This window comes from Sphingomonas sp. P4_G3, from assembly GCF_056401105.1.
Genome location: NZ_JBFUJZ010000003.1, coordinates 446,488 through 469,457 on the forward strand (window position 1 = coordinate 446,488; position 22,970 = coordinate 469,457).

The following is a 22,970-nucleotide window of genomic DNA, read 5'->3' on the forward strand; positions in this document are numbered from 1 at the left end:
GACGAGGACGAAACGAATCGCTGTCACCCTTGATCCTGCCACGCCAAGGCTGAATTCATGCTGAAGCGTTAGACCAGGCCGAACAGCGACAATAGCGCGCCCCTTACGCCGTAGACGATAGGTCCGACGACGCGCGCGACGACATTGGCACCTGGGAGTAGCATGGGCAGGATGACCAGCAGGAACAGCATCACCGGAAAGCCGAAACGGCTCAGCTTGCCATATTGCGCGGCGAGTGGGCGCGGGAGGAGCGCCTCGACCGCGTGCCCGCCGTCGAACGGCGGTACCGGCAGCAGGTTGAAGATCGCCAGGAAGACGTTGATCCGCAGGAAGCTCGCGAGATTATCGACCGCGAACCTGCCGCCGCCGACTTGCGGCAGCCCGCCGCCCCAGAGGTTCCACAGCCCGAGCGCGGCCGCTGCGGCAATCGCCATGACCAGGTTGGTCCCCGGCCCGGCGAGCGCGACCAGCGCCATGTCGCGACGCGGATGGTTGAGCCTTGCGGGCACCACCGGCACCGGCTTCGCCCAGCCAAAGATCGGCGCATTGGCGAGCGCGAGCATCATCGGCACCAGCAAGGTCCCGACCGGATCGACATGGCGGATCGGATTGAGCGTCAGCCGCCCGCGTTCCGCCGCGGTCTGGTCGCCCAGCATGCGCGCGACATAGCCGTGCGCGACCTCGTGGAACACGATCGCGATGATCAACGGGATCAGCCAGATCGCGACCGTATAGAGCGTGGTGTTCATTGCCCCGCCGCCTGCCGTGCAGCGACGAAGTGCTTGCGGCACAAAGCGACGTAGCGGTCGTTGCCGCCGATTTCGGTCTGCGCGCCCTCGACCACCGCCCGGCCCTGCTCATCGACGCGCAGATTCATCGTCGCCTTGCGTCCGCATTCGCACACCGATTTGAGCTCGATCAGCGAATCGGCCAACGCCAGCAGCCGTGCCGAGCCGGGGAACAGCTGCCCCTGGAAATCGGTGCGCAGGCCGTAAGCGAGCACCGGAATCCCGACCACATCGGCGAGATGAGCGAGCTGATCGACCTGCGGCGAGGTCAGGAATTGCGCCTCGTCGACCAGCACGCAGGCGATCTTCTCATGCGCATGACGCTCGGCGACGATCGTCGCGATGTCGGTGGAGCCGTCGAACGGAATCGCGTTCGCTTCGAGCCCGATCCGCGAGGTGATCGCGTCCGCGGCGAAGCGGTCGTCGATCGCCGCGGTGAACAGCATCGTCGTCATGCCGCGCTCGCGATAATTGAAATCGGCCTGGAGCAAGGTGGTCGATTTCCCGGCGTTCATCGACGCATAATAGAAATAGAGTTTCGCCATCAGCCGATCTTCGCGGGTCCCTCGGCCAGGACTGCCCAGCCCTTGCCATTGTTGTAGATCGCGATGGTGCGGCGGCTGGTTCCGTCGTCCCAGCGGACGAACGCCATGTTGGCGACGATCATCGGCGAGGTCAGCGTCAGCGTTCTGCCGCACGGGGCCGGCTTGTCGCGCTGCACGGAGGCGGGGAGAGTCAGCGCGGGATAGTCGCGCGCACGAGCTTGCGCCCAGGCTGCGGCGAGCGTGCTCGCGAGTTGGTCGTCGACCAATTGATACAGGCCTTGCGCGTCGCGCTCGAGATAGGTCCAGGTAATGGCCTTGCCGGCGATGGCGGGCGGGACCGGCTCGGGCCCCTTGCGCGCGACCGTCTGCGGCGCGACGCAGGCATTGCCCGAATAGCGCGCGGCATAGTCACGCACGACCGCGGCTTCGATCGCGATCTGGTCCGCCGTCACTGCCGGCGCGGCGGGTGCGCCGCCGGGCGAATGGCAGGCGGCGAGAAGGAAGGGGGCGAGCGGCAACAGCCGACGGAGCATCATGTCACGAAACTAAGCACGCGGCGCGCCCCGCGTCCACGCATGACCGTACCATTTTGGCGGGGTCGCCAATGCCCGCTCATCTTTCCGGAGACACCGCCGATTGTAGCACTGCGTCGAGCGGCCTGATCAAATTCAGCGCCCGAACCAACGCGAAAACCAGCCGCGCCTCTTGGGAGGGACGGCGGGTACGCCTCCGGGCCGTGCCTCGGGGAAATCTCCGAAGAGGATATCCACGAAAGATCGCGTAGAGAGCGAACCCATGTCGGGCGCCGGAATTGTCGCCGAGCAACTATCCTGACCAACCCCGTCGATCTCGACGTGCATCAGACTGCCCCTCGGACCATAGACGGTCACCAATCTGTCCGAGAACTCGAGGTCAGGCCATTCGGGCACCTGGGACTGCGATACCGTCACATGAAGTGCTAGTTCGGAGCGTGGCGGCAGTTCGAACTCGTCGACCCAAGGTTCCAGCCAGATGGACAATGGCGCTGCCGTCGCGTTGCTGAAACGCACCGATACGGCAGCCGGCCCGGTCATTTTTCAGTCGAGTCCAGATCCTGCGCCACCCTGGGCGCGCGCAGCAGCGAGTCGATATGGCTGCCTTCGTCGAAACTCTCGTCGGCGAGGAATTTGAGCTTGGCGGCATATTTGGTCTGCACGCGGCTAGCGACCTCGCGCTGCAGATAAGCGGTGTTGGTGCGCAGCGCCTTCAGCACCACGTCCTCATCCTTGCCGAGCAGCGGCTTCACGAACACCGTCGCATGTCGGAGGTCGGGCGACATCCGTACTTCGGTGACCGAGACCATGTGGTTGACCAGCGTGTCGTCGTGCACATCGCCGCGCTGCAGGATCTCGCTCAGCACATGGCGTACCTGTTCGCCGACACGGAGCGTGCGGACCGATTTTTCGGGGCTGGAATCTTTGTTTTGCATGACGCGGCCTCCGACACTGCGTCACCCCAGCGAAAGCCGGGGTCTCATGCCGCGGGCGAGACCGATAAGGTACCGCCCGCGGCTCGAGATGCCAGCTTTCGCTGGCATGACGGTTGATCTTACAGCGTCCGTTCGCGCAGTTCGACCTCGAAGGTTTCGAGGAAGTCGCCGGCCTTGATGTCGGTGAAGTTCTGCGTGAACGTCACACCGCATTCCAGCCCCGCGCGAACTTCGGCGACGTCGTCCTTGAAGCGACGCAAGCTCGCGATCTCGCCCTGATAGATGATGACATCCTCGCGGGTGATGCGCGCCTTGAGCGCCTTGCGGATGACGCCGTCGACGACCAGCAGACCGGCCGCCTTGCCGTGCTTGCCGGCCGAGAAGACCTCGCGGATTTCGGCGCGGCCGACCACGGTCTCGAACGCTTCGGGACCGAGCTCGCCCGCCATGCCGGCGCGGATCTCGTCGATCAGGTCGTAGATCACGTCATAATATTTCAACGCGACCTTCTGACGCTCGGCGATCTCGCGCGCCTTGGCATTGGCGCGGACGTTGAAGCCGATGATCGGCGCGCCCGAGGCACCGGCCAGGGTCACGTCGCTTTCGGTGATGCCGCCGACGCCCGAATGGAGCACGCGCGCCTTGATCTCGTCGGTCGAGATCTTGTTGACCGCGCCGACAATCGCCTCGACCGTACCCTGCGTATCCGCCTTAATGACCAGCGGATATTCGATCGCCTGATTGGCCTTGAGCGCGGAGAACATGCTCTCCAGGCTGGCCGGCGCATTGGTCGTGCGCTTGTCCTGGATGACACCGGCACGATAGGCCGCAACTTCGCGGGCACGCGCTTCGTTCTCGACCACCTGGAGCGGATCGCCCGCCGAGGGGACGCCCGAAATACCCAGGATCTCGACCGGCATCGACGGTCCGGCTTCCTTGATCTGCGCGCCCTTGTCGTTGACCAAGGCGCGGACCTTGCCGCTCTCGGCGCCGGCGACGAACACGTCGCCGACCCTCAGCGTGCCGCGCGTGACCAGCACGGTCGCGACCGGACCACGGCCCTTGTCGAGCTTGGCCTCGATCACGGTGCCCTCGGCGTCGCGGTCGGGATTGGCCCTGAGTTCCATCAGCTCGGCCTGGATCTGGATCTTCTCGATCAGCTCGTCGAGCCCGGTCTTCTTGAGCGCCGAGACTTCCACGTCCTGGACGTCGCCGCCCATCTGCTCGACCACGACTTCGTGCTCGAGCAGGCGTTCGCGGATCCGCTGCGGGTTGGCCTCGGGCTTGTCGACCTTGTTGATCGCGACGATCATCGGCACGCCGGCCGCCTTGGTGTGGTTGATTGCCTCGATCGTCTGCGGCATCAGCCCGTCGTCCGCGGCCACCACCAGCACGACGATGTCGGTGACGTTGGCGCCACGCGCGCGCATCTCGCTGAACGCTTCATGGCCCGGCGTGTCGAGGAAGGTGACCTTCGACTTGTCCTTCAGCGTGACCTGATAGGCGCCGATATGCTGGGTGATGCCGCCGGCCTCGCCGCGCACCACGTCGGTGCCGCGCAGCGCATCGAGCAGGCTGGTCTTGCCGTGGTCGACGTGACCCATGATCGTGACGACCGGGGGACGCGGCTTCAGCGTCTCGACCGCATCCTCAATCGCGCCGGTCGACAGATCGACGTCCGAATCGCTGACGCGGGTGATGTTGTGGCCGAATTCGGTGACCAGCAGCTCGGCGGTGTCCTGGTCGATCGTCTGGTTGACGGTGACCGGCATGCCCATCTTGAACAGCGACTTGACCAGGTCAGCGCCCTTTTCCGCCATGCGGTTGGCGAGTTCCTGGACAGTGATCGCGTCCGGCACGACGACGTCGCGGACTTGCTTCTCGCGCGGCGCGGACCCGCCGACGTGACGGCGATGTTCCTTTTCACGCGCCCGCTTGAGCGCGGCGAGCGAGCGGGCGCGGGCGCCTTCCTCACCACCGAGCGCGCGGTTGACGGTCAGCTTGCCGCCACGGCGTTCCTCGCCCTTGCGGTCGCGCTGACCGGGGCGTGCGGGTTGCGACGCCTCGGCGCCGCGACGCGGGGTCGCCTGGCCGGTGCCGGTCGGCGCCGCGCGCTGCGCGGGGGCAGCGGGCGAAGCCGATGACGCGGCCTGGGCCGGTGCCGGCGCGGGCGCCGGGGCTGGCTTGGGAATCTCGGGACGCGCGACCGGGGTGAAGCGGCGCGGCGCCGGCAAGCTCGGATCGAGCTGCACCGCGACCGGCGCTGCGGGCACGGGTGCGGGCGCTGGCGCTGGGGCGGGCTTGGGCGCGGCGGGTGTCGCCGCGACGGCCGGGGCAGCCGGGATCGGTGCGGGGGCCGGAGCAGGAGCCTCGACCGGCGCCGGCGGCGTGTCCGCCGCCTTGCTCTTTTCCTCGACGCGGCGTTTTTCGTCCTCGACCGCGGCCTGACGCTGCGCGTCCTCGCGGCGGCGCGCATCCTCCAGCGCATTCATGCGCTGTTCCTCGGCCTCACGCAGCAATTGCGTCTGGCGCTCCTGCGCCGATAGCTGCGGCGCGGACGGTGCGCGCGCGGCAGGCGCGGCCGGGGCAGGCGCCGGGGCCGGTGCGGGGGCTTCCTCGACGACCGGCGCCTCGGCAGGGCCGCCGGCATTCGGACCGAGCACGCGGCGACGCTTGACCTCGACCACGACGGTGTTCGAGCGCCCGTGGCTGAAGCTTTGCTTCACCTTGCCGGTCTCGACGGTGCGCTTCAGCCCCAATGGCTGGCGCATTCCGAGTTTCGGCTTGTCGTTGTCGGTATCGCTCACTCAATATCCTCGTCGTTGTCGGCCGAGCCGCCAGTGCTTCCGACTGCCGCGGGAAGCGCCGATGCGCCCTGCGAGGCCGTTTCGCAAGGCTCGGTAGTCAAATCAGGGCCGATAAAGTGCCGCCAGCGGTCGAGCGCGTCACGCACGCGGACCGCGGCAGCGGGGTCGGTCACGGCGATATGTACCACATTTTCGCGGCCTAGCGCCAAGGACAATATGGTGCGCGGGAGGGGAAGTGCCAAGCCCTCTTCGCCAGATCCTTCGCGATCGCGCCCGACCCGCCACGCCTGAGCAAGCTTGCGCGCGCCGTCGCTGCCGGCATCGGAGGCATGGAGCAACAGCCGGACCTGGCCCGATCGCGCCGCCTTTTCCACCCGTTCGGTGCCGTTGACGATCTTGCCCGCCTTCGATTCGAGACCGAGCCGATCGAGGAACGCGCGCTGCAACTGGTCGGCGATCAGCGTGCCCAAATCGGCGGGGATCGTCAGGTCGTTGGTCTTGAACGCCCGCGCCAGCGCGCCGCGCAGCTTGCCCTTGGCATTGGCCGCGTCGAGCTCGCTTTGCGTCACCCCGATCCACGCCCCGCGTCCCGGCGCCTTGGCGCGGATGTCGGGCAGCACCTGGCCCTCGGGCCCGAGCGCCAGCCGGATCAACTCGCCGCGCGGCTCGCGGTCGCCCGACAGGATGCAGCGGCGGATCGGGTCGCTGGAGCCCCTCCCCTTCGGAATAGAGGAGTCGTCTGTAACTGCAGCATCGGCCGAGGCATCGAGCGTCGACCGTTGCTGCTCCACCTCTTGCCCCTCTCCCGAAGGGGAGTGGCTGGGGTTACGCCGCTTGCCTACGTTGGCATTATCATTGCGAGGGGACCGCATGCGCGTCTCCCTCGATCTTGGGGGCATCGCGATCGGCGATCAGGATGCCGCCGGCGCCATAATTTTCGGTCGAAACTTCCTCGATCACGATCTGCACCGCAGCCGGGTTCTTCCCCAGCCGCTCGACGAGCGACTGGGTGACGTCCGCCACGATGCCGGACTTCTGGTCCTTCGTGGCGGTGCCCGAGATGCGGATCGAGACGAACGGCATCAGGCTTCTTCACCCTCCGCCGCTTCGCCTTCCGTCGCGGGTTCGTCCTCGAACCAATGCGCGCGGGCGGCCATGATGATCTCGTTACCCTGCTCGTCGGTCAGGCCATATTCGGCCAGCACGCCGCCCTTGTGCTCGGGGCGCTTGGGCGCGTCCTCGGCGCGGCGGCGCGGTTCCTGGCGCTTCTTCTCGACCAGTTCGTCGGTAGCGAGATCGGCGAGGTCGTCGAGCGTCTTGATCCCCGCCTTGCCGAGCGTGACCAGCATCGCTTCGGTCATGTACGGCATGCCGGCAAGCGCATCCTCGACGCCGAGCGCCTTGCGCTCCTCGCGATTGGCCTGTTCGCGGCGATCGAGCGCTTCCTGCGCGCGGCTCTGCAGCTCCTGGCCGAGATCGTCGTCAAAGCCTTCGATCGAGGCGAGCTCGGCGAGGTCGACATAGGCCACTTCCTCGAGCGCACCGAAGCCCTCGGCGACCAGCAGCTGGGCCAAGGTCTCGTCGACGTCGAGTTCGTTCTGGAACATTTCCGACCGTTCGACGAATTCGCGCTGGCGCTTCTCGCTGGCATCGGCCTCGGTCAGGATGTCGATCGCCTTGGCGGTCAGCTGGCTGGCCAGGCGGACATTCTGGCCGCGGCGGCCGATCGCCAGGCTGAGCTGGTCGTCGGGCACCACCACTTCGATCCGGTCCTCTTCCTCGTCGATCACGACGCGGCTGACCGATGCCGGCTGCAGCGCGTTGACGACGAAGGTCGCGGTGTCCTCCGACCAGGGGATGATATCGATCTTCTCGCCCTGCATTTCCTGGACCACCGCCTGGACGCGGCTGCCTTTCATGCCGACGCAGGCGCCGACCGGATCGATCGACGAATCGTGGCTGATCACGCCGATCTTGGCGCGCGAGCCGGGGTCGCGGGCAGCGGCCTTGATCTCGATGATGCCGTCATAGATTTCGGGCACTTCCTGCGCGAACAGCTTCTTCATGAAATCGGGATGCGCGCGGCTCAGGAAAATCTGCGGCCCGCGATTCTCGCGGCGAACGTTGAGGATCAGCGAGCGGATACGGTCGTTGACGCGGACGACCTCGCGCGGGATCTGCTGGTCGCGGCGAATAACACCCTCGGCCCGGCCCAGATCGACGACGACATGGCCGAACTCGACGCGCTTGACCACGCCGGTGATGATCTCGCCCATGCGGTCCTTGAATTCTTCGAACTGGCGCTCGCGCTCGGCGTCGCGGACCTTCTGGAAGATGACCTGCTTGGCGGCTTGCGCTGCGATGCGGCCGAATTCGATCGGGGGCAGCGGATCGACGATGAAGTCGCCGACCTTGGCGTCCTTCTGCAGCTTCTGCGCGCCCTTCAAATCGACCTGCTTGAAATAATCGTCGACCGCCTCGACCACTTCGACGACGCGCCACAAGCGCAGGTCGCCGGTATTCGGGTCGAGCTTGGCACGAATGTCGTTCTCGGCGCCGTAGCGCGCGCGAGCGGCGCGCTGGATGGCGTCTTCCATCGCCTCGATCACAATGCCGCGGTCGATCATCTTCTCGGTCGCGACCGAGTTTGCGATCGCGATCAGCTCGGCGCGGTTGGCGGTAACGGCGGTGGCCATCAGTTACTTTCCTCTGTCTCGAATTCTTCTGCGCCGTCGCTCGACAGCGGCGCGGTTGCGGCAATCAGTTTGTCGGTGATCAGCAATTTCGCGTCGGCGACCTGATCGAAGCCGATCGTCATCGGCTGATGCTTCTTTACATCGATCGTGATGCGGTCGCCGTCCACACCAGCGAGATCACCGGTGAGTTGCTTGCGGCCATCGACCGGCGCGGTCAGGTGGATGCGTGCCTCTTGCCCGATCCAGTTGGCGAAATCCTTGAGCCGCGTCAGCGGCCGGTCGATTCCGGGCGAACTGACTTCCAGCCGGTACGCCTCCTCGATCGGATCGACCTCGTCGAATTTGTCGGAGATGCGGCGCGACAGCTCGGCGCAATCGTCGATCGTCAGCTGACCCGTGTCCGGCCGCTCGGCCATCACTTGCAAGGTCAGGTCGTCCTTGCCCCCGAACATCTTCACGCGCACCAGGTCGAAGCCCAGGGCCTGGGCCTCGGGCTCGATCAATTGCGTCAGTCGGGCGATGTCCGCCATGGGGTGTCCGTGAAACAAGCAGGTTCGGCGCCGGAGAGCGGGAGCCCTCCGACCTCTTCACCTGGCGATGTAGAGATTGGCCAATGATATAGGCCGGTCCGCGCGCTGTGGCAAGCCGGCAACCCTGGCGGCGAATGGGGCGTTGTGTCAGCATCCTTTTTTTTCTTTCAGGGAGCTGCGATCATGATCCGTCGCGCATTGTTGTTGACCGGCCTGATCGTCACGGCGTGCTCGGGCCCGTCGGACGGACCGGCGAACGCCCAGTCCGCGACGAAGACCAGCGTGCCGCGCAATTCCCCGCTCGAACCTGATATCAAGAACGTGCCCGCGACGACCGGACGCGCCAACATGCCGATCGCGCCGGCACCGTTCACCGTGACCGATATCGGCAAGTTCGATGCGCCGTTCGCCATGGCTTTCCTGCCCAACGACCAGGGGCTGCTCGTCACCGAGAAAGCGGGTGTGCTCAAGCTGCGCCAGACCGACGGCAAGGTCCTCGAGATCGCCGGCGTGCCTGCAGTTGCCAAAGGCGGACAGGGCGGATTGCTCGATGTCGCCATCGCGCCGACCTATGTCGACAGCCATATCGTCTATCTGAGCTATGCCGAGCCGGGCGCGGACGGCAGCCAGCTCGCGCTGGCCAAGGCGAAACTCGATCTCAAGGGGCGCAAGCTCGACGACCTCTCGGTGATCTGGCGCTCGGGCTCGGCCGGACCGGGCGGACAATTCGGTTCGATCATCACCTTTTCGCCCGATGGCCAATATCTGTTCCTGACCTCGGGCGAGCGCCAACGCTTCACCCCGGCGCAGGATCCCAAACAGGCGCTCGGCAAGATTCTGCGGCTGACGCTCGACGGAAAGGCTGCGGTGGGCAATCCGATGTACGACAAGGGCGGCGTCGAGGCGATGACCTGGACCAACGGCCACCGCAATCCGTATGGCCTGGTGTTCGCCCCCGACGGTCGGTTGTGGGAAGAGGAGATGGGCCCGCGCGGCGGCGACGAGCTCAACCTGATCCTGCCGGGCAAGAATTACGGCTGGCCGATCGTCTCCAACGGCGACAATTATTCGGGCCAGCCGATCCCCGACCATCCCAGCCGCCCCGACCTCGAAGCGCCCAAATTGTGGTGGAACCCGTCGATCTCCCCCGGCGGCATGATCTATTATTCGGGCATCATGTTCCCGGCATACAAGGGCTCGCTGTTCATCGCCGCGATGTCGACACCCGGCCTGATTCGCGTGACCTTGTCGGGCGATACCGCGACCGCAGCCGATTTTTGGGATTTCGGCACGCGCATCCGCGACGTGGCGCAGGCGCCCGACGGGTCGATCTGGCTGCTCGAGGATGGTGAGGAAGGCTCCGGCGGGCGGTTGATGCGACTGACGCCGAAGGGGTGATTGGAGCTGATCGCTATTGCGAGGGAGCGGGATTTGTCACCTAGGTCGCCTCTCCCGCTTGCGGGAGAGGGAGGGGCCCGCCGCGAAGCGGTGGGAGGGTGAGGGTCTTCTTTCTTGTTTCGTCGCGTTGCCCGCTTGGAAGAAGGAAGAAGACCCTCACCCAACCTGCACCGGGTGAACAGCGCCCCGCGCTGTTCAGGTCATGCCGGGGGCATGACCGACCCGGTGCACCCGCAAGCGGGAGAGGGCAGCATAACGCCCGGTCATCTCACCCTGGCAAAAGCCCGGCGTCACTCCGGCAAAGGCATGGGCCGAAATAGGAGGTGCGCTATCCTTATCCCCGCACGATCAAATAGTTCATCCGCGCCGCGGCGATCGGCTTGGCCGGGTCGTCCTGCCACGCCGTCGCCTCGACATTGGCGACGCGTGTGCCCAGCCGGGTGACGATGCCGCGCGAGCGAGTCGGCTTATCGCGGCCGCCGCGCATGAAATCGACCGTCACGTTGACCGGCTTGACCTCGCCCCCGCCCTCGCCCGCCAAGGCATCGTACAAAGCGACGATCGCCGCCATCTCCATCAGCCCGCTGATCGCGCCGCCATGGAGGAAGCCGGGGCGGCCGAGCACGCCGACGCCGAACGGCATTACCAGCACCGGCGCACCATCGCCGTCGCGCTCGGCGGTCAGCCCGAGCAGTTGCGCGTAAGGGGGCAGCCGGTCGATCATCGCGGATAGCCGTCGGGCGCCATGAACGTGCCCGCGACATGCGCGAGCGGATCGCCCGGGTCGCCGTCATGCGCCTGACCGCGCACGAACGCGATCGACCGCGTCAGCCGGTAACATTCGCCGCGCCCGATCACGGTCTTGCCCGGCGTCGCCGGCCGCAGATAATCGACCCGGAGATCGAGCGTGGCATGCGCGACGAACGCGTCGGCGCGCAGCCAAACGGCTAGGCTCGTCGCCATGTCCATCATCGACAGGATGGGGCCCGAGGCGATCACGCCGGTGTCGACATTGCCGATCAGCCGTTCGTCATAGGGCAGTTCGAGTTCGGCCCAATCGGGGCCGTGCGCGCGATAGCCGATGCCGATCGCGCCGCCATGGCCCAGCCGGCTGTTGAGGAACCGCGCGGGGTCGAACTGAAAGCCCTCACTCATTGCCCATTGCCCTACACGCGCCGCCGCTCGGTGCAACCGGGTACGCGCGCTCTTGCCTTGTCGCGGCGACCGGCTAGCCTTGCTGACAATGATGTAAGGAGAGGCGGATGCATCCCAGCGTCCATGCGCGGACCGACGCGGACAAACCCGCGCTGATCGTCGCCGAAACGGGCGAGACGTGGAGCTATGCCGAGCTCGATCGCCGGTCGAACCGCGTCGCCCAGCTGTTCCGCGCGCGCGGCCTGGCGATCGGCGACACGGTCGCGATCTTCATGGACAACGTGCCGGAATATTTCGCGCTGACCTGGGGCGCGCAACGTGCCGGGCTGTTCTACGTCTGCATCTCGTCGAAGCTGACCGCGCCCGAAGCCGACTATATCGTCCGCGATTCGGGCGCGAAATTGGTCGTCGCCTCGGCCGCGCTCGCCGCGATTGCCGAGCCGCTCGCCACGCTGATCCCCGATCTCGATCGGCTGATGCTGGGGCGCACGACTACCGGCTGGGACAGCCTCGAGGAGGCGCTGGCGACACAACCGGACACGCCGATCGCCGACCAGCGCGCCGGGATCGACATGCTCTATTCGTCGGGCACCACCGGCCGCCCCAAAGGCGTGCGCGTCGCCTTGCCCGAGGATCCCGACATCGCCGCGGTCAACGTCCTGGCGATGCTGGCGCAGGGACTTTACGGCTTCGGTCCCGACACAATCTATCTCAGCCCCGCGCCGATGTATCATGCCGCGCCGCTACGCTGGTGCATGACCGTCCACCGCCTCGGCGGCACGGTGATCATGATGCAGCATTTCGATCCGATCGCCGCGCTCGCGCTGATCGAACGCTATCGCGTCAATGCCAGCCAATGGGTGCCGACGCATTTCGTCCGCATGCTCAAACTGCCCGAGGCCGATCGGCTGGCGCACGACGTGTCGAGCATGAGGGCCGCGATCCACGCCGCGGCGCCCTGCCCGGTCCCGGTCAAGGAAAAGATGATCGCCTGGTGGGGACCAGTGATCTACGAATATTATGCCGGATCGGAAGGCAACGGCTTCACCTCGATCACGTCGGAGCAATGGCTCGCGCACAAGGGCTCGGTCGGCAAGCCGGCTTACGGCATTGCGCATATCTGCGGCGAGGATGGCGAGGAATTGCCGGCGGGAAGCGAAGGCCTGATCTATTTCGAGGGCGGCGGCCAGTTCGCTTATCATAACGACCCGGCCAAGACCGCCGAGGCATCGAACGCCAAGGGCTGGACGACGCTCGGCGACATCGGACGGTTGGATGAGGAGGGCTTCCTGTATCTGACCGACCGCAAGAGCTTCATGATCATCTCGGGCGGGGTGAACATCTATCCGCAGGAGATAGAGAATCGCATCATCACCCATCCCAAGGTCGCCGACGTCGCGGTGATCGGCGGCCCCGATCCCGATATGGGCGAGCGCGTGATCGCGGTGGTCCAGCCCGCCGACATGGCCGATGCCGGCCCTGCTTTGGCCAAGGAACTGACCGCCTGGTGCCGCGCCGAATTGTCGGGCGTGAAGACCCCGCGCCAGATCGACTTCACCGCCGAACTGCCGCGCCACCCCACCGGCAAGCTCTACAAACGCTTGCTCCGCGATCGCTATTGGGGCGAGAGCGGGAGCAGGATCGTCTAAGTGCGCGTCGCCCCGGCGGAGGCCGGGGCCGCTTCGCGATTCGAAGCGCGCGCGTGAACCCAGCGGCCCCGGCCTCCGCCGGGGCGACGGAGCTCTGCCATGAACGACCGCGTCACCATCAGTATCGCCGACCAGATCGCTGATGTCCGCCTTGCCCGTCCCGACAAGATGAACGCGATCGACCCGGCGATGTTCGAAGGCATCGGCGCGGCGATCGACTCGCTCGCGGGCCGGACCGATATTCGCTGCGTCGTCCTCTCCGGCGAAGGTCGCGCTTTCTGCGCCGGGCTCGACATGACCAGCATGCAGGGCGGTGGCTCGGGCCTGTCGTCGCGCGGCCGCAACGACCAGGGGGCGATCCTGCCGCAGCATGTGGCGTGGGGCTGGCGCAACCTGCCGATGCCGGTGATCGCGGCAGTCCATGGCGTCGCGTTCGGCGGGGGTTTTCAGATCATGTCCGGCGCCGATATCCGCATCGCCGCGCCGACCGCGCGCTTCGCTATCCGTGAAACGCATTGGGGCCTGGTTCCCGACATGGCCGGCTTTCCTCTCTGGCGCAGCCTGGTCCGCGACGATGTGCTGCGCGAACTGGTCTATACCGCACGCGAATTCGATGCCCAGGAAGCGCTGGCGCATGGCTTCGTCACCCGCCTCGCCGACGATCCCCTCGGCGCGGCGATGGACCTAGCACGCGAGATAGCCGGCCGCAGCCCGCATGCCATCCGCGGCGACAAGCGCCTGCTCAACATGATGCGCGACGCCGATCCGGTGACGATGCTCGCCGCCGAGACCGAGGAGCAGGTCAAGGTGATCGGCAAGCCCAACATGATGGAAGCGGTAGCCGCCAACATGCAGAAGCGCGCCGCGGTGTTTCAGGACTGAAGCAGGGCGAGAACCTGGCCTGGCGGTGCAGGGGCTGAGAGGAGAAAAAGGATGACGCTGAGGCGAGTGGCGCGTGGGTTGGCGATCACGGCGGTCGTGCTGCTCTGCCTGGCCGGCGCCGCGGTCTATTGGCTCTTCTACGATACTGGTCCGGCACCACGCGCAGGCTATGCGCTCGACTTGCCGGCTATCCGGGTGGCGGCGGCGAGTGTGCCGGGCAATCTTCCCACGCATATCGAGCTGGAAATCCTGTCGCACGACGCGGTGCCGCGCACAGCGATGGTTAGCGGCACCGATTGGAGCAAGATCGATCTGGCGCGGGCAAGCTACCGAATCGTGTCGCCCGATCGCTCGGTGATCGTCGATACCGGCTATGACGAGGCGAGCGCACGGGCCTCGGGCGCCGACTGGTACGACCGCGCCGCCTATCGCCGCATGCTCGCGGGCCTGGACCGGGCCAGCGCGATCATCGTGACGCACGAGCATGGCGATCATCTCGGCGGCGTGCTGACCAGTCCCAATTTGATGCGCAACCTGCCGCGTCTGCTGCTCACCCGCGCGCAAGCCGGCAGCGCCGTGGCCCCGCGCTGGCCCAACGGCGCCAGGGCCGCATTGCGGCCGTTCGATTACGCGTCGATCAAGGCGGTCGCGCCGGGTATAGTGCTGATCAAGGCGCCGGGGCACACGCCGGGATCGCAGATGATCTACGTCCGTCAGGCCGACGGCCGCGAATTCCTGCTCATGGGCGACGTTGCGTCGATGCTCGACAATGTCCGCCTGCTGCACCAGCGATCGCGCTACGTCACCTGGCTGATCAGCGGCGACGATCGCGGCGCGGTCGCCGCCGAATTGCAGACGATCGCCGCGGTCAGCAGGGCGAACCCCGGGCTGATCCTGGTACCTGGGCATGACGGCGCGGCCATCGAGGCGCTCGCTGCGCGCGGGCTGCTCGTCCGCAAATTCCGGTTTTGAGAAGAGTGGAGCCGCCCAATATGATGGAAGGAGTTGCCGCCAACCTTGTCGAGGCGTGCAGCGTTGCTCGAGGTCTAGAGAGATGAAGCTGAATGTCCGGCCAGCGGTACGAGCGGACGCCGCCGCGCTCGCCGACCTGCTCAACGAGATCATCGCCGCGGGCGGCACTACCGCTTATGAGACGCCGTTCACACCCGAGGCCTTTGCCGACGCGCATGTCGATGGGCCGGGCGTGATCACCAGCATGATCGCCGAGAACGAGGATGGCGGCCCGATGGGCTTCCAGATCCTGCTCGCCAGCGACAAGCTCGAACCCGGCTGGGGCGATATCGGCACGTTCGCGCGCCGCGGATCGACCACGCGCGGGATCGGATCGGCGCTGTTCGCCGCCACCAGGGCCGCGGCGGTCGCCGCCGGGCTGAAGACGATCAACGCGACGATCCGAGCCGACAATACCGGCGGTCTCGCCTTCTACGCGCGGATGGGGTTTGTCGATTACGCGGTCGCGCGTGGCGTCCCGCTCGCTGATGGTACACCGGTCGACCGTATCTCGCGCCGGTTCGACCTGGGATAGGCGGACTCCGCACATGCCCGTCGCGCGATCCAGTTCAAGCCCCGCCAACCGGGCCGCCGGCAAGGGGCCCGCATGAGGATCGTGACGTGGAACTGCGCCGGCGCGCTCCGCCGCAAGACCGCGGCGATCGATGCGCTCGGGGCCGATATCCTCGTGGTCCAGGAATGCGAGAATCCCGCGGCATCGGACAGTGCCTATGCCGATTGGGCGGGCAATTACGCCTGGACCGGCGCGATCAAGCACAAGGGGGTCGGCGTCTTCGCGCGCAACGGCATTGCGATCGAAACGCTAGGCTGGGACGGTGACGGACTGGCGCATTTCCTGCCGGTCAGGATCGGCGGCCGGCTCGATCTGCTCGCGGTCTGGACGCAGCCGGTCGTGCCGTCGACCTATTCCTATATCGGCCAGTTCTGGCAGTATCTGCAGCGCCACCGCGCCGCTTTCGGGTCGGACTCGCTGATCTGCGGCGACTTCAACAGCAACGCGATCTGGGACCGCAAGACGCGGCACTGGAACCATTCGGATTGCGTGCGAGAACTCGGCGAGGTCGGCCTGGTCAGCCTATATCACGTCGCATCAGGCGAGCCGCAGGGAGCGGAGAGCCAACCGACCTTCTTCCTTCACCGCAACCCGGCAAAGCCTTTCCACCTCGACTATCTCTTCGCACACGCCAGCCAAGTGCCGCCGGGCTGGTCGGGGCTACGGGTTGGTGATCCCGAGGACTGGCTGACACTGAGCGATCATATGCCGGTGATCGTCGACCTGTGACACGTCAGGCTTCGCGCACCGGCCATTTCTCCAGTTCGGCGCGAAAGGCGGGGTCGGTTTCGCTAACGCCCGTGCTGACGATCGTGACGTCGCACGTCGCCAGCGGCACGCCGTCCTGCAATGCGAGGCTCAGCGTCTGCCACGACCGCGTGCCGAGCCGACCGATCCCGCTGGCGATCGTCACCTCGGCGGGAAAATTGCCCTCACCAAGATAATTGATCTCGACATTGGCGACGAGCCCGCGGTTGCGCCCTGGCCCCAGGCTGTTGAGCCTATGATAGAACCGCACCCGCGCGGTCTCGAACAACGCCGCCCAGGCGACGTTGTTGATATGGCCGAGCACGTCGAGATCCTGAAAGCGGGTCTGGATGATGTCGTGATGCGGATAGGCGGCTGGATCGAGCCGCCAGGGTGCAGGGCGAGGCATGGCTCGTCCTTGCCGACCCCTGGTGGACAAGTCGAGTCCCCTGACCGGTATAACTTAGCGCATAGATGATATGTCGATCAGGTTCGTTATTTCCAATCCGTTGCCGGAGCGGAACGATTCTGGTTGCATCAATTTGCGAATGAGGCCTTCCTCTTATAATTAACATAGGAGAGGTTACCATGAGTCGTGCCATGATTTTGGTGGCAGTAGGCGCCACTTGTCTTGCCGCTACTGTCGCCATCTCAAAGCAATATACTGATTACATTCCACAAAAGGGCGTGTGGGAAATCAACGCCATCGAGGTCGATCCCAATCACGTCGATGACTATCTGACCGGCCTACGCAAGTCGCAGGTCCCCGGGTTCGAGGTGATGAAGGCGCATGGAGTCATCGACTCCTACAAGTTCCTCGTCCGCAACGGCTATAACAAGGGCGCGCCGAGCGTCCTGATCATGACCCATTTCACCAGCGCCGCGATGCTCGAGCCGGATAAGGCGCGCGACCAGATGATCGAAAAGGAAATCTTCGCCAAGTTCAGCGAGGAAGAGGGCAAGATCGCGGTGGCTGGGTACGAGAAGTACCGCACCTTCATCGACGACGGCCTGTGGTCCGAGATGACGATGGCGAAATAACCGGCTTGGCCCCGGATGGCGCGTGCCGTCCGGGGCAGTCGCTACGCGATCCCGCTTGCCGATCCGCCCGCGCCGGGCAAGGGTCGCCGGCATGAACGTCTCCGACGCCATCGCGGCGCGCCGGTCGGTGCGCGGATTCCTCGATACGCCGGTCGACCGGGCGCTGCTCCGCGACATCGCGGTGAAGGCCGCGCGCGCGGCGAGCGGCGGCAATATCCAGCCCTGGCATATCGACCTCGTCACCGGCGACAGCCTGGTCGAGCTCAAGGCGATCATGGCGGCCAAGCTTGAGGCGGGTGAGACCGAAGCCCCCGGCTACGATATCTATCCCAGGGAATTCGTCGCGCCCTATCGCGCGCGCACCTTCGCGGTCGGCGAGGCGATGTACGGCCATGTCGGCATTCCGCGCGAGGGCAAGGCAGCGCGGCGATCGTGGTTCGCGCGCAACTTCCAGTTCTTCGGCGCGCCAGCGGCTCTGTTCTGCACGGTCGACCGCCGGATGGGCCCGCCGCAATGGTCGGATCTCGGCATGTACCTCCAGAACGTGATGCTGCTCGCGGTCGAGGCCGGGCTGGCGACCTGCCCACAGGAATGCTGGGCGATGTATCCCGAGACGATCGAACGCTTCCTCGGCACACCCGCCGACCGCATGCTCTTTTGCGGGATGGCGATCGGGTATGAGGATGAGAGCGAGGCGGCCAACCGCTTGCGCACCGAGCGGGCGCCAGAGGAGGAGTGGCTCACTCTGCGTGACTGACCTAACCCGTCATGCCGGGCCCGTCCCGGCATCCACGGAGCCGCAAATTCCGCGCCCAGAGGCACGGTGGATGAAACTGCCCGACGGTTCATCCGAACTCGCAAGCGCCCTTGCCTCGTTCGGCCGGATGATGGAGCCTCGGTCCATGACCCGGCTCCGACTCCTGCCCGCCGTCCTCGCGACCGCTTTACTACTCCCGACCCCCGCGGCCGCCCGCTCCACCGCCACAGCTACCGGCGAACATCGCTTCGCCGTCGGCAGTGTCCACCTCTGGTACCGCGTCGCCGGCAAGCCCGGCGGCACGCCGGTCGTCTTCCTCCACGGCGGCCCGGGCGAGGGCAGCCAGACCTTCGCACGCTACGCCGGGCCGACGCTCGAAGCCCGATTGCGCATGGTCTATCTCGACCAGCGCGGCAGTGGCCGGTCGGACCGGCCCAAGGCTGCGGATAATTACTCGATCGCACAATTGGTCGACGATATCGAAGCACTCCGCGTCCACCTCGGTGCGCCGCGCATCGACCTGATCGGCCATTCGTTCGGGACGATCCTCGGCCTCGAATATGCCGCGCGTTATCCCGACCGCGTCGCGCATCTCGTGCTCGCCGGGGCGGTGCCGGACCTGCCGCGCGCGATTGATATCCAGTGCGCGCGCCTCCAGTCGAGCGACCCCGCCGCCTTCGCTCGCGCGGCGCAGGGCAAGACTCCGGGTGCCTATCCGCGCTGCGACGTCTTCAGCGCCTATGACGGCGACGCCATGAGCGCAGCGATCCACCGCAACATGTATCCGAACGCCGCCATCGGCCGGAAAGTCGACGCGACGGATTCAGCCAACAGCCTCGGCAATACCGGCGAATTGGGCAATGCGCTCAGCTCCAAGGGGTTATGGAGCTACCACTTCGCCGACGCCGCCAAGGTGAGCGCGCCGACGCTCGTCATCGCCGGCGGCCGTGATTTCCAGGCGGTCGAGGCGCCGCAACGCGACCTGGCGAAGGCCCTGCCCCGCGGCCGCTTCCTGCTCTACCCAAACGACGGCCACTTCATGTTCGTCGAGGAACCGCAGCGTTTTGCGAAGGACGTTGCTGCGTTCCTGCGGCGATAGCGGAACCGTTAAATTGCGCGCCATTCATGCCTCCTTCCAGGGCGGCGCCCGGTCCTCCGCTCAACCGCCCGCGACGATCCGCTGGAGCGCGGCGACATGGTCGTCAAACACCTTGCGGCCGATGCGAGTCAGGCTGACCCAGGTGCGCTGGCGGCCGTCGAGCGCAGCCTTGCGCAAGGAGATGAACCCCGCGTCCGACAGCGCCGCAAGGTGCTTGGACATCACCGAATCGCTGCTCGCCGTGATCTCTTTGAGCCGGGCGAATCCCGCGTCCTGAGCATTGGCCAGCACCGCCATCACCTGGAGCCGCGCCGGCGCCTGGAGCAGCGGCTCGAACCCCGCGATCGGGTTGAGCGGCTCAGGCGCCGAGTTCACGGACGAATACCCGCTGCCAGATCATACTGCCGATATAGCCGATGACGAACGACGCCGCGGCGAGCGCCAGGCTGATCATGGGCTGGCCGCGATCGAGCGCGAAATAGCAGCTCGCGGCATAGAGCAGCAGGATCAGCGCCAGCATCGGCAAGGCGACCAAGCGCGTCTTGCCGCGGCGATAGCCATTGACGAACACGCCCAGCCGGCGCCGGTCGGATTGCACGACTAGGGCGATGGCGACGAATATCAGCGCCAGCAGAACGAAGCGCAGCGTCAGCGGCACGGCGGGGGCGGCGACCAGCGCCGCCATCATCCCGGCGAACACCGCATGGCGCCAGGGCGGGCACGTCGCGAGCCGCGCCAGGTCCTGTTCGGCCGCGCCCTTTGCCATCAAGGCGAGGCGAGCCTGTGCCTCGAAGGTTGTCATCATCGATTCCTCACTTTCCAATATGGAAAGAGATATTTCCAACTTTCCAAGTTGGCAAGTCAAAACTTTCCATATTGGAAAATGACGGCCTAGCTATATTCCCCTCCCCCTTGCCCGGCGAACATCACCCGTCCACAGAGAAACGATGACCAAGCCCGCTCCCGCGCCCAAGGCATCGTCCGGCATCTGATGGCGGGGGCATTGCGCGTCGGGCTGTTGGGTGGATCGTTCAACCCCGCGCATTCGGGGCATCGGGCGATCAGCTTGGCGGCGATCAAGGCGTTAGGGCTCGACGAAGTCTGGTGGATGGTGTCGCCCGGCAACCCCCTGAAGGACAAGGCGACCGACATGGCGCCGTTCGCGGTGCGCTTCGCTTCGGCGCGCGCGATGGCCGGGCACGCGCCGATTCGGGTGACCGCGATCGAGCAGCGGCTGGGTACTCGCTACACGGTCGATACCCTGTCCAAGCTGCAGCACCTCTATTCGCGAATCGACTTCATCTGGTTGATGGGAGAGGACAATCTGGTCAATTTCGACCAGTGGAAGGGTTGGCGCCATATAGCGAAATCGATCCCGATTGCGGTTATCGCGCGGCCGGGCTATGATCATGCTGCCCAGGCGGTGCCCGCTATGGGTTGGTTGCGGCGCTCTTTCCGGCCCGTACACCAGGCGAAGAACTGGACTACGTGGAGATTGCCAGCCCTCGTGCTGCTTCGTTTCCGCCCTGATTCCACCTCAGCCACCCGGCTGCGTTTGGCCGATCCGGCCTGGCAGCGTCGTTTCCTTCGTCGATCGCACGACACCGATCCTCCTTCCTCCGCACCATAGGACCCACATTGGCCACTAACCCGCATGCGTACCGCTCGTCCGACCCCCAGGGGGCCGAGACGTTGCACCAGCTTGTCCTGTCCAGCCTGGATGACGACCAGGCGGTCGACACCATCTCGATCCCGCTCGCCGGCAAATCGTCGATCGCCGATCACATGGTGATCGCGAGCGGCCGGTCGACGCGTCAGGTCGCGTCGATGGCGCAGAAGCTCGCCGAGCGGATCAAGGCCGAAACCGGCCGCGGCCCGCGGATCGAAGGCCTGCCGACCGCTGACTGGGTGCTGATCGACGCCGGCGACGTGATCATCCATCTGTTCCGCCCCGAGGTCCGCACCTTCTACAATCTCGAGCGGATGTGGGCGTTCGGCGACGGGCCATCGGGTTCGTCGCACTAAGACAAGTGTTTGTGGGGTGAGACAGCCTCACCGCTATACGTCACCCCGGACTTGTTCCGGGGTCCAACCCTCCACACCGGAATCGCTCCGTTGTCGCACGTTGGATGCCGGAACTAGTCCGGCATGACGGGAAGGATTTAGTCCAATGCTCCTCCACATCGTCGCGCGAGGCCGGATCGGGCGGAGTCCGGAGGCGGAGCTGGTCGACCGTTATCTCAAGCGCGTCAGCTTCCCGACGCGGGTGACTGAATTGCCCGATACCGGCGGCAAGATGCCGGTGGTCGAACCGCAAACGCGCATCGTCATGCTCGACGAGACCGGCGACACGCCGGGGTCGGTCGCGTTCGCCGAAAAGCTCGGCAAATGGCGCGACGACGGGGTACGCGAAATCCGCTTCCTGATCGGCGCCGCGGACGGATTTTCCGCAGAGGAGCGCAAGGCCGCCGACTGGCTGGTGTCGTTCGGCCGGCTGACCTGGCCGCACATGCTGGCGCGCGCGATGCTGGCCGAGCAATTGTGGCGCGCGAGCTCGATCCTTGCCAACCATCCCTATCATCGCGAAGGGTAGCGCGATGCGCGCCGCCTGGACTCTTGCCTTGCTCCCGATCGCCGCCGCCTTCGCCGCGAGCCAGGGCAATGCCCAACCCGATCCAGCACAGTCCGATCTGGCCGACCAGCAGCGCCGCTTGCTCGCCGCACGGGCGCAATCGGCCGCCGCCGCCGAGCGTGCGGCGAAACTCGACGCCGCGGCTAAAGCCGAACAGAACGAAGCCGCCAGGGCGCGCGCCGAGGAAGAGGCGATGGGCGCACGGATCCAGCAGGCCCAGGCCGATATCGCCGCGGCGAGCGCGCGGGTGACGTTGGTCGATCGGCTGCTCGGCGACCAGCAGGCCCGGCTGGCGGCGCAGCAAGGTCCGATCGCGCGCCTGATCGCCGCGCTCTGTTCGCTGGCGCAGCGGCCGGACGCGGTCAGCGTGATGCAGCCGGGATCGGTCGGCGACCTGGTCCATGTCCGCGCGGTGATCGGCAGCACGCTGCCACTGGTGCGTGCGCGCACGGCAGGGTTGCGTGCCGACCTGAACAATACCCGCCGGCTGCGCGCCGACGCCGCGCTCGCCGCGCGCAGCCTGACCGAAGGGCGCCGCCGGCTGGAGAGCAACCGCATCGCGCTGGCGCGGCTGGAGGCGGAGCATCGCCTGAAGTCGCAGGATCTCAGCCGCTCCGCATTGGCCGAGAGCGACCGCGCGATCGGCCTGGGCGAGCGCGCCCGCGACTTGGTCGACAATATGCAGGAAACGACCAACGCCAGCGCGACCGCGACCGCGCTGGCCGCGCTGTCGGGACCGTTGCCGCGCCCCGGCGAGGCGACCGACCCGCCTTTGTCGTGGACCGGCGGCACGGCGCCTTATCGCGTGCCGGTCACTGGCAAGCTGGTCACCGGGTTCGGCGAGGTGTCGTCCGACGCCGGCGTCACCTCGCGCGGGCTGACCTGGGCAGTGCCGGGCGGCGCCGATATCGCCGCGCCCGCCGCCGGCAAGATCGTGTTCGCCGGCCCGTTCCGTGATTATGGCAAGATCGTCGTGATCGATCATGGCGGCGGCTGGAGCACCGTGCTGATCGGGCTGGGCAGCTTGTCGGTCACCACCGGCCAGCGCGTCGGACAAGGCGCGCTGCTCGGCGCGGCACCGCAAGGCGAAGATCGCCAGGTCACCGCCGAACTGCGCCGCAAGGGCCGTCCCGTCGATCCGGTGGCGCTGACTGGCTAGGCCCGCCGAATACCGCTACATGACACCAGAAG

General features: G+C 66.3%; 27 protein-coding genes. 13 read left to right on the forward strand and 14 right to left on the reverse strand.

Annotation, left to right across the window (positions count from 1 at the left end; translation table 11 throughout):
- Window positions 1-68: 68 nt before the first annotated feature.
- The 9 genes from AC1DQQ_RS10185 to rimP all read right to left on the reverse strand — a co-directional run bounded on the left by AC1DQQ_RS10185 (window position 69) and on the right by rimP (window position 8,834).
- Complete coding sequence (locus tag AC1DQQ_RS10185) at window positions 69-749, reverse strand: site-2 protease family protein (protein WP_478045087.1); 681 nt, start codon at window positions 747-749, stop codon at window positions 69-71.
- Entirely contained in the window at window positions 746-1,333 is a 588-nt protein-coding gene (locus AC1DQQ_RS10190) for a thymidine kinase (RefSeq protein WP_478031043.1), read from the reverse strand. Before AC1DQQ_RS10190 ends, AC1DQQ_RS10185 begins: the two co-directional genes overlap by 4 nt.
- The gene (locus AC1DQQ_RS10195; RefSeq protein ID WP_478041538.1) at window positions 1,333-1,869 is read right to left on the reverse strand and encodes a hypothetical protein; all 537 of its coding nucleotides are present in this window, start codon (window positions 1,867-1,869) and stop codon (window positions 1,333-1,335) included. The genes AC1DQQ_RS10190 and AC1DQQ_RS10195 overlap by 1 nt, the downstream gene beginning before the upstream one ends.
- 533 nt (window positions 1,870-2,402) lie before the next feature.
- A complete protein-coding gene (rbfA, locus tag AC1DQQ_RS10200; protein WP_478041537.1) occupies window positions 2,403-2,801 on the reverse strand; it encodes a 30S ribosome-binding factor RbfA in 399 nt (132 codons plus the stop codon).
- A gap of 119 nt (window positions 2,802-2,920) precedes the next feature.
- Window positions 2,921-5,608, reverse strand: a complete 2,688-nt coding sequence (gene infB, locus AC1DQQ_RS10205) for a translation initiation factor IF-2 (protein WP_478045089.1) — start codon at window positions 5,606-5,608, stop codon at window positions 2,921-2,923.
- Window positions 5,605-6,399, reverse strand: coding sequence for a DUF448 domain-containing protein (locus AC1DQQ_RS10210; protein WP_478045090.1), 795 nt, complete (start codon window positions 6,397-6,399; stop codon window positions 5,605-5,607). The genes infB and AC1DQQ_RS10210 overlap by 4 nt, the downstream gene beginning before the upstream one ends.
- A 61-nt stretch (window positions 6,400-6,460) precedes the next feature.
- On the reverse strand, window positions 6,461-6,691 hold the full coding sequence (locus AC1DQQ_RS10215) for a tautomerase family protein (RefSeq protein ID WP_066827428.1): 231 nt from the start codon (window positions 6,689-6,691) through the stop codon (window positions 6,461-6,463).
- Window positions 6,691-8,304, reverse strand: coding sequence for a transcription termination factor NusA (gene nusA / locus AC1DQQ_RS10220; RefSeq protein WP_478031050.1), 1,614 nt, complete (start codon window positions 8,302-8,304; stop codon window positions 6,691-6,693). Before nusA ends, AC1DQQ_RS10215 begins: the two co-directional genes overlap by 1 nt.
- Window positions 8,304-8,834, reverse strand: coding sequence for a ribosome maturation protein RimP (gene rimP, locus AC1DQQ_RS10225; protein ID WP_478031051.1), 531 nt, complete (start codon window positions 8,832-8,834; stop codon window positions 8,304-8,306). The genes nusA and rimP overlap by 1 nt, the downstream gene beginning before the upstream one ends.
- Window positions 8,835-9,017: 183 nt before the next feature.
- Here rimP and AC1DQQ_RS10230 point away from each other — a divergent pair, with 183 nt between their 5' ends.
- A complete protein-coding gene (locus AC1DQQ_RS10230) occupies window positions 9,018-10,232 on the forward strand; it encodes a PQQ-dependent sugar dehydrogenase (RefSeq protein ID WP_478045092.1) in 1,215 nt (404 codons plus the stop codon).
- 334 nt (window positions 10,233-10,566) lie between these two features.
- On the opposite strand, the gene AC1DQQ_RS10235 is transcribed toward AC1DQQ_RS10230, so the two are convergent.
- Both AC1DQQ_RS10235 and AC1DQQ_RS10240 read right to left on the reverse strand, forming a co-directional pair.
- The gene (locus AC1DQQ_RS10235; RefSeq protein ID WP_478045094.1) at window positions 10,567-10,956 is read right to left on the reverse strand and encodes a PaaI family thioesterase; all 390 of its coding nucleotides are present in this window, start codon (window positions 10,954-10,956) and stop codon (window positions 10,567-10,569) included.
- Window positions 10,953-11,387 carry a PaaI family thioesterase gene (locus AC1DQQ_RS10240; RefSeq protein WP_478045096.1) on the reverse strand — a complete coding sequence of 145 codons (435 nt, stop codon included), beginning with the start codon at window positions 11,385-11,387 and terminating at the stop codon, window positions 10,953-10,955. The genes AC1DQQ_RS10235 and AC1DQQ_RS10240 overlap by 4 nt, the downstream gene beginning before the upstream one ends.
- A gap of 107 nt (window positions 11,388-11,494) precedes the next feature.
- Between AC1DQQ_RS10240 and AC1DQQ_RS10245 the strand changes: the two genes are divergently transcribed.
- The 5 genes from AC1DQQ_RS10245 to AC1DQQ_RS10265 all read left to right on the forward strand — a co-directional run bounded on the left by AC1DQQ_RS10245 (window position 11,495) and on the right by AC1DQQ_RS10265 (window position 16,232).
- Window positions 11,495-13,036, forward strand: coding sequence for an acyl-CoA synthetase (locus AC1DQQ_RS10245; protein ID WP_478045097.1), 1,542 nt, complete (start codon window positions 11,495-11,497; stop codon window positions 13,034-13,036).
- Between the two features lie 99 nt (window positions 13,037-13,135).
- A complete protein-coding gene (locus tag AC1DQQ_RS10250) occupies window positions 13,136-13,918 on the forward strand; it encodes a crotonase/enoyl-CoA hydratase family protein (RefSeq protein WP_478045098.1) in 783 nt (260 codons plus the stop codon).
- Between the two features lie 51 nt (window positions 13,919-13,969).
- Window positions 13,970-14,890 (forward strand): MBL fold metallo-hydrolase, encoded by a 921-nt coding sequence (locus AC1DQQ_RS10255; protein ID WP_478045100.1) that lies wholly within the window; start codon window positions 13,970-13,972, stop codon window positions 14,888-14,890.
- 82 nt (window positions 14,891-14,972) lie between these two features.
- Window positions 14,973-15,464 (forward strand): N-acetyltransferase family protein, encoded by a 492-nt coding sequence (locus tag AC1DQQ_RS10260; RefSeq protein ID WP_478041527.1) that lies wholly within the window; start codon window positions 14,973-14,975, stop codon window positions 15,462-15,464.
- A gap of 72 nt (window positions 15,465-15,536) precedes the next feature.
- On the forward strand, window positions 15,537-16,232 hold the full coding sequence (locus tag AC1DQQ_RS10265; RefSeq protein ID WP_478045101.1) for an endonuclease/exonuclease/phosphatase family protein: 696 nt from the start codon (window positions 15,537-15,539) through the stop codon (window positions 16,230-16,232).
- 4 nt (window positions 16,233-16,236) lie between these two features.
- Here AC1DQQ_RS10265 and AC1DQQ_RS10270 read toward each other — a convergent pair whose 3' ends face one another.
- Window positions 16,237-16,659, reverse strand: coding sequence for an acyl-CoA thioesterase (locus AC1DQQ_RS10270; RefSeq protein ID WP_478045103.1), 423 nt, complete (start codon window positions 16,657-16,659; stop codon window positions 16,237-16,239).
- A gap of 179 nt (window positions 16,660-16,838) precedes the next feature.
- Between AC1DQQ_RS10270 and AC1DQQ_RS10275 the strand changes: the two genes are divergently transcribed.
- The 3 genes from AC1DQQ_RS10275 to AC1DQQ_RS10285 all read left to right on the forward strand — a co-directional run bounded on the left by AC1DQQ_RS10275 (window position 16,839) and on the right by AC1DQQ_RS10285 (window position 19,147).
- A complete protein-coding gene (locus AC1DQQ_RS10275) occupies window positions 16,839-17,291 on the forward strand; it encodes a hypothetical protein (RefSeq protein WP_478031067.1) in 453 nt (150 codons plus the stop codon).
- A gap of 91 nt (window positions 17,292-17,382) precedes the next feature.
- Window positions 17,383-18,048, forward strand: a complete 666-nt coding sequence (locus AC1DQQ_RS10280; RefSeq protein ID WP_478045104.1) for a nitroreductase — start codon at window positions 17,383-17,385, stop codon at window positions 18,046-18,048.
- A gap of 145 nt (window positions 18,049-18,193) precedes the next feature.
- Window positions 18,194-19,147 (forward strand): alpha/beta fold hydrolase, encoded by a 954-nt coding sequence (locus tag AC1DQQ_RS10285; RefSeq protein WP_478045106.1) that lies wholly within the window; start codon window positions 18,194-18,196, stop codon window positions 19,145-19,147.
- 60 nt (window positions 19,148-19,207) lie between these two features.
- Here AC1DQQ_RS10285 and AC1DQQ_RS10290 read toward each other — a convergent pair whose 3' ends face one another.
- Window positions 19,208-19,522 (reverse strand): transcriptional regulator, encoded by a 315-nt coding sequence (locus tag AC1DQQ_RS10290; RefSeq protein ID WP_478041524.1) that lies wholly within the window; start codon window positions 19,520-19,522, stop codon window positions 19,208-19,210.
- Window positions 19,506-19,952, reverse strand: coding sequence for a hypothetical protein (locus AC1DQQ_RS10295; RefSeq protein ID WP_478045107.1), 447 nt, complete (start codon window positions 19,950-19,952; stop codon window positions 19,506-19,508). The genes AC1DQQ_RS10290 and AC1DQQ_RS10295 overlap by 17 nt, the downstream gene beginning before the upstream one ends.
- Before the next feature lie 186 nt (window positions 19,953-20,138).
- On the opposite strand from AC1DQQ_RS10295, the gene AC1DQQ_RS10300 reads away from it, so the two are divergent.
- The 4 genes from AC1DQQ_RS10300 to AC1DQQ_RS10315 all read left to right on the forward strand — a co-directional run bounded on the left by AC1DQQ_RS10300 (window position 20,139) and on the right by AC1DQQ_RS10315 (window position 22,938).
- Window positions 20,139-20,777 (forward strand): nicotinate-nucleotide adenylyltransferase, encoded by a 639-nt coding sequence (locus tag AC1DQQ_RS10300; protein ID WP_478045108.1) that lies wholly within the window; start codon window positions 20,139-20,141, stop codon window positions 20,775-20,777.
- A gap of 8 nt (window positions 20,778-20,785) precedes the next feature.
- On the forward strand, window positions 20,786-21,172 hold the full coding sequence (gene rsfS, locus AC1DQQ_RS10305; protein ID WP_478031075.1) for a ribosome silencing factor: 387 nt from the start codon (window positions 20,786-20,788) through the stop codon (window positions 21,170-21,172).
- A gap of 145 nt (window positions 21,173-21,317) precedes the next feature.
- Window positions 21,318-21,740 carry a 23S rRNA (pseudouridine(1915)-N(3))-methyltransferase RlmH gene (locus AC1DQQ_RS10310; RefSeq protein ID WP_478031077.1) on the forward strand — a complete coding sequence of 141 codons (423 nt, stop codon included), beginning with the start codon at window positions 21,318-21,320 and terminating at the stop codon, window positions 21,738-21,740.
- Between the two features lie 4 nt (window positions 21,741-21,744).
- The gene (locus AC1DQQ_RS10315; protein WP_478031078.1) at window positions 21,745-22,938 is read left to right on the forward strand and encodes a murein hydrolase activator EnvC family protein; all 1,194 of its coding nucleotides are present in this window, start codon (window positions 21,745-21,747) and stop codon (window positions 22,936-22,938) included.
- The last annotated feature ends 32 nt before the right edge of the window (window positions 22,939-22,970 follow it).

What these genes read in the sequence shown, in the direction of transcription:
- AC1DQQ_RS10235 (WP_478045094.1), bottom strand. Translation starts at nt 10,956, where the DNA reads ATGATCGACCGGCTGCCCCCTTACGCGCAACTGCTCGGGCTGACCGCC.
- rbfA (WP_478041537.1), bottom strand. Translation starts at nt 2,801, where the DNA reads ATGCAAAACAAAGATTCCAGCCCCGAAAAATCGGTCCGCACGCTCCGT.
- AC1DQQ_RS10185 (WP_478045087.1), bottom strand. Translation starts at nt 749, where the DNA reads ATGAACACCACGCTCTATACGGTCGCGATCTGGCTGATCCCGTTGATC.
- AC1DQQ_RS10265 (WP_478045101.1), top strand. Translation starts at nt 15,537, where the DNA reads ATGAGGATCGTGACGTGGAACTGCGCCGGCGCGCTCCGCCGCAAGACC.
- AC1DQQ_RS10215 (WP_066827428.1), bottom strand. Translation starts at nt 6,691, where the DNA reads ATGCCGTTCGTCTCGATCCGCATCTCGGGCACCGCCACGAAGGACCAG.
- AC1DQQ_RS10300 (WP_478045108.1), top strand. Translation starts at nt 20,139, where the DNA reads ATGGCGGGGGCATTGCGCGTCGGGCTGTTGGGTGGATCGTTCAACCCC.
- AC1DQQ_RS10315 (WP_478031078.1), top strand. Translation starts at nt 21,745, where the DNA reads ATGCGCGCCGCCTGGACTCTTGCCTTGCTCCCGATCGCCGCCGCCTTC.
- AC1DQQ_RS10260 (WP_478041527.1), top strand. Translation starts at nt 14,973, where the DNA reads ATGAAGCTGAATGTCCGGCCAGCGGTACGAGCGGACGCCGCCGCGCTC.
- AC1DQQ_RS10255 (WP_478045100.1), top strand. Translation starts at nt 13,970, where the DNA reads ATGACGCTGAGGCGAGTGGCGCGTGGGTTGGCGATCACGGCGGTCGTG.
- AC1DQQ_RS10270 (WP_478045103.1), bottom strand. Translation starts at nt 16,659, where the DNA reads ATGCCTCGCCCTGCACCCTGGCGGCTCGATCCAGCCGCCTATCCGCAT.
- AC1DQQ_RS10190 (WP_478031043.1), bottom strand. Translation starts at nt 1,333, where the DNA reads ATGGCGAAACTCTATTTCTATTATGCGTCGATGAACGCCGGGAAATCG.
- AC1DQQ_RS10230 (WP_478045092.1), top strand. Translation starts at nt 9,018, where the DNA reads ATGATCCGTCGCGCATTGTTGTTGACCGGCCTGATCGTCACGGCGTGC.
- AC1DQQ_RS10245 (WP_478045097.1), top strand. Translation starts at nt 11,495, where the DNA reads ATGCATCCCAGCGTCCATGCGCGGACCGACGCGGACAAACCCGCGCTG.
- nusA (WP_478031050.1), bottom strand. Translation starts at nt 8,304, where the DNA reads ATGGCCACCGCCGTTACCGCCAACCGCGCCGAGCTGATCGCGATCGCA.
- AC1DQQ_RS10275 (WP_478031067.1), top strand. Translation starts at nt 16,839, where the DNA reads ATGAGTCGTGCCATGATTTTGGTGGCAGTAGGCGCCACTTGTCTTGCC.
- AC1DQQ_RS10250 (WP_478045098.1), top strand. Translation starts at nt 13,136, where the DNA reads ATGAACGACCGCGTCACCATCAGTATCGCCGACCAGATCGCTGATGTC.
- AC1DQQ_RS10195 (WP_478041538.1), bottom strand. Translation starts at nt 1,869, where the DNA reads ATGATGCTCCGTCGGCTGTTGCCGCTCGCCCCCTTCCTTCTCGCCGCC.
- AC1DQQ_RS10240 (WP_478045096.1), bottom strand. Translation starts at nt 11,387, where the DNA reads ATGAGTGAGGGCTTTCAGTTCGACCCCGCGCGGTTCCTCAACAGCCGG.
- AC1DQQ_RS10310 (WP_478031077.1), top strand. Translation starts at nt 21,318, where the DNA reads ATGCTCCTCCACATCGTCGCGCGAGGCCGGATCGGGCGGAGTCCGGAG.
- AC1DQQ_RS10295 (WP_478045107.1), bottom strand. Translation starts at nt 19,952, where the DNA reads ATGATGACAACCTTCGAGGCACAGGCTCGCCTCGCCTTGATGGCAAAG.
- rimP (WP_478031051.1), bottom strand. Translation starts at nt 8,834, where the DNA reads ATGGCGGACATCGCCCGACTGACGCAATTGATCGAGCCCGAGGCCCAG.
- AC1DQQ_RS10285 (WP_478045106.1), top strand. Translation starts at nt 18,194, where the DNA reads ATGACCCGGCTCCGACTCCTGCCCGCCGTCCTCGCGACCGCTTTACTA.
- AC1DQQ_RS10280 (WP_478045104.1), top strand. Translation starts at nt 17,383, where the DNA reads ATGAACGTCTCCGACGCCATCGCGGCGCGCCGGTCGGTGCGCGGATTC.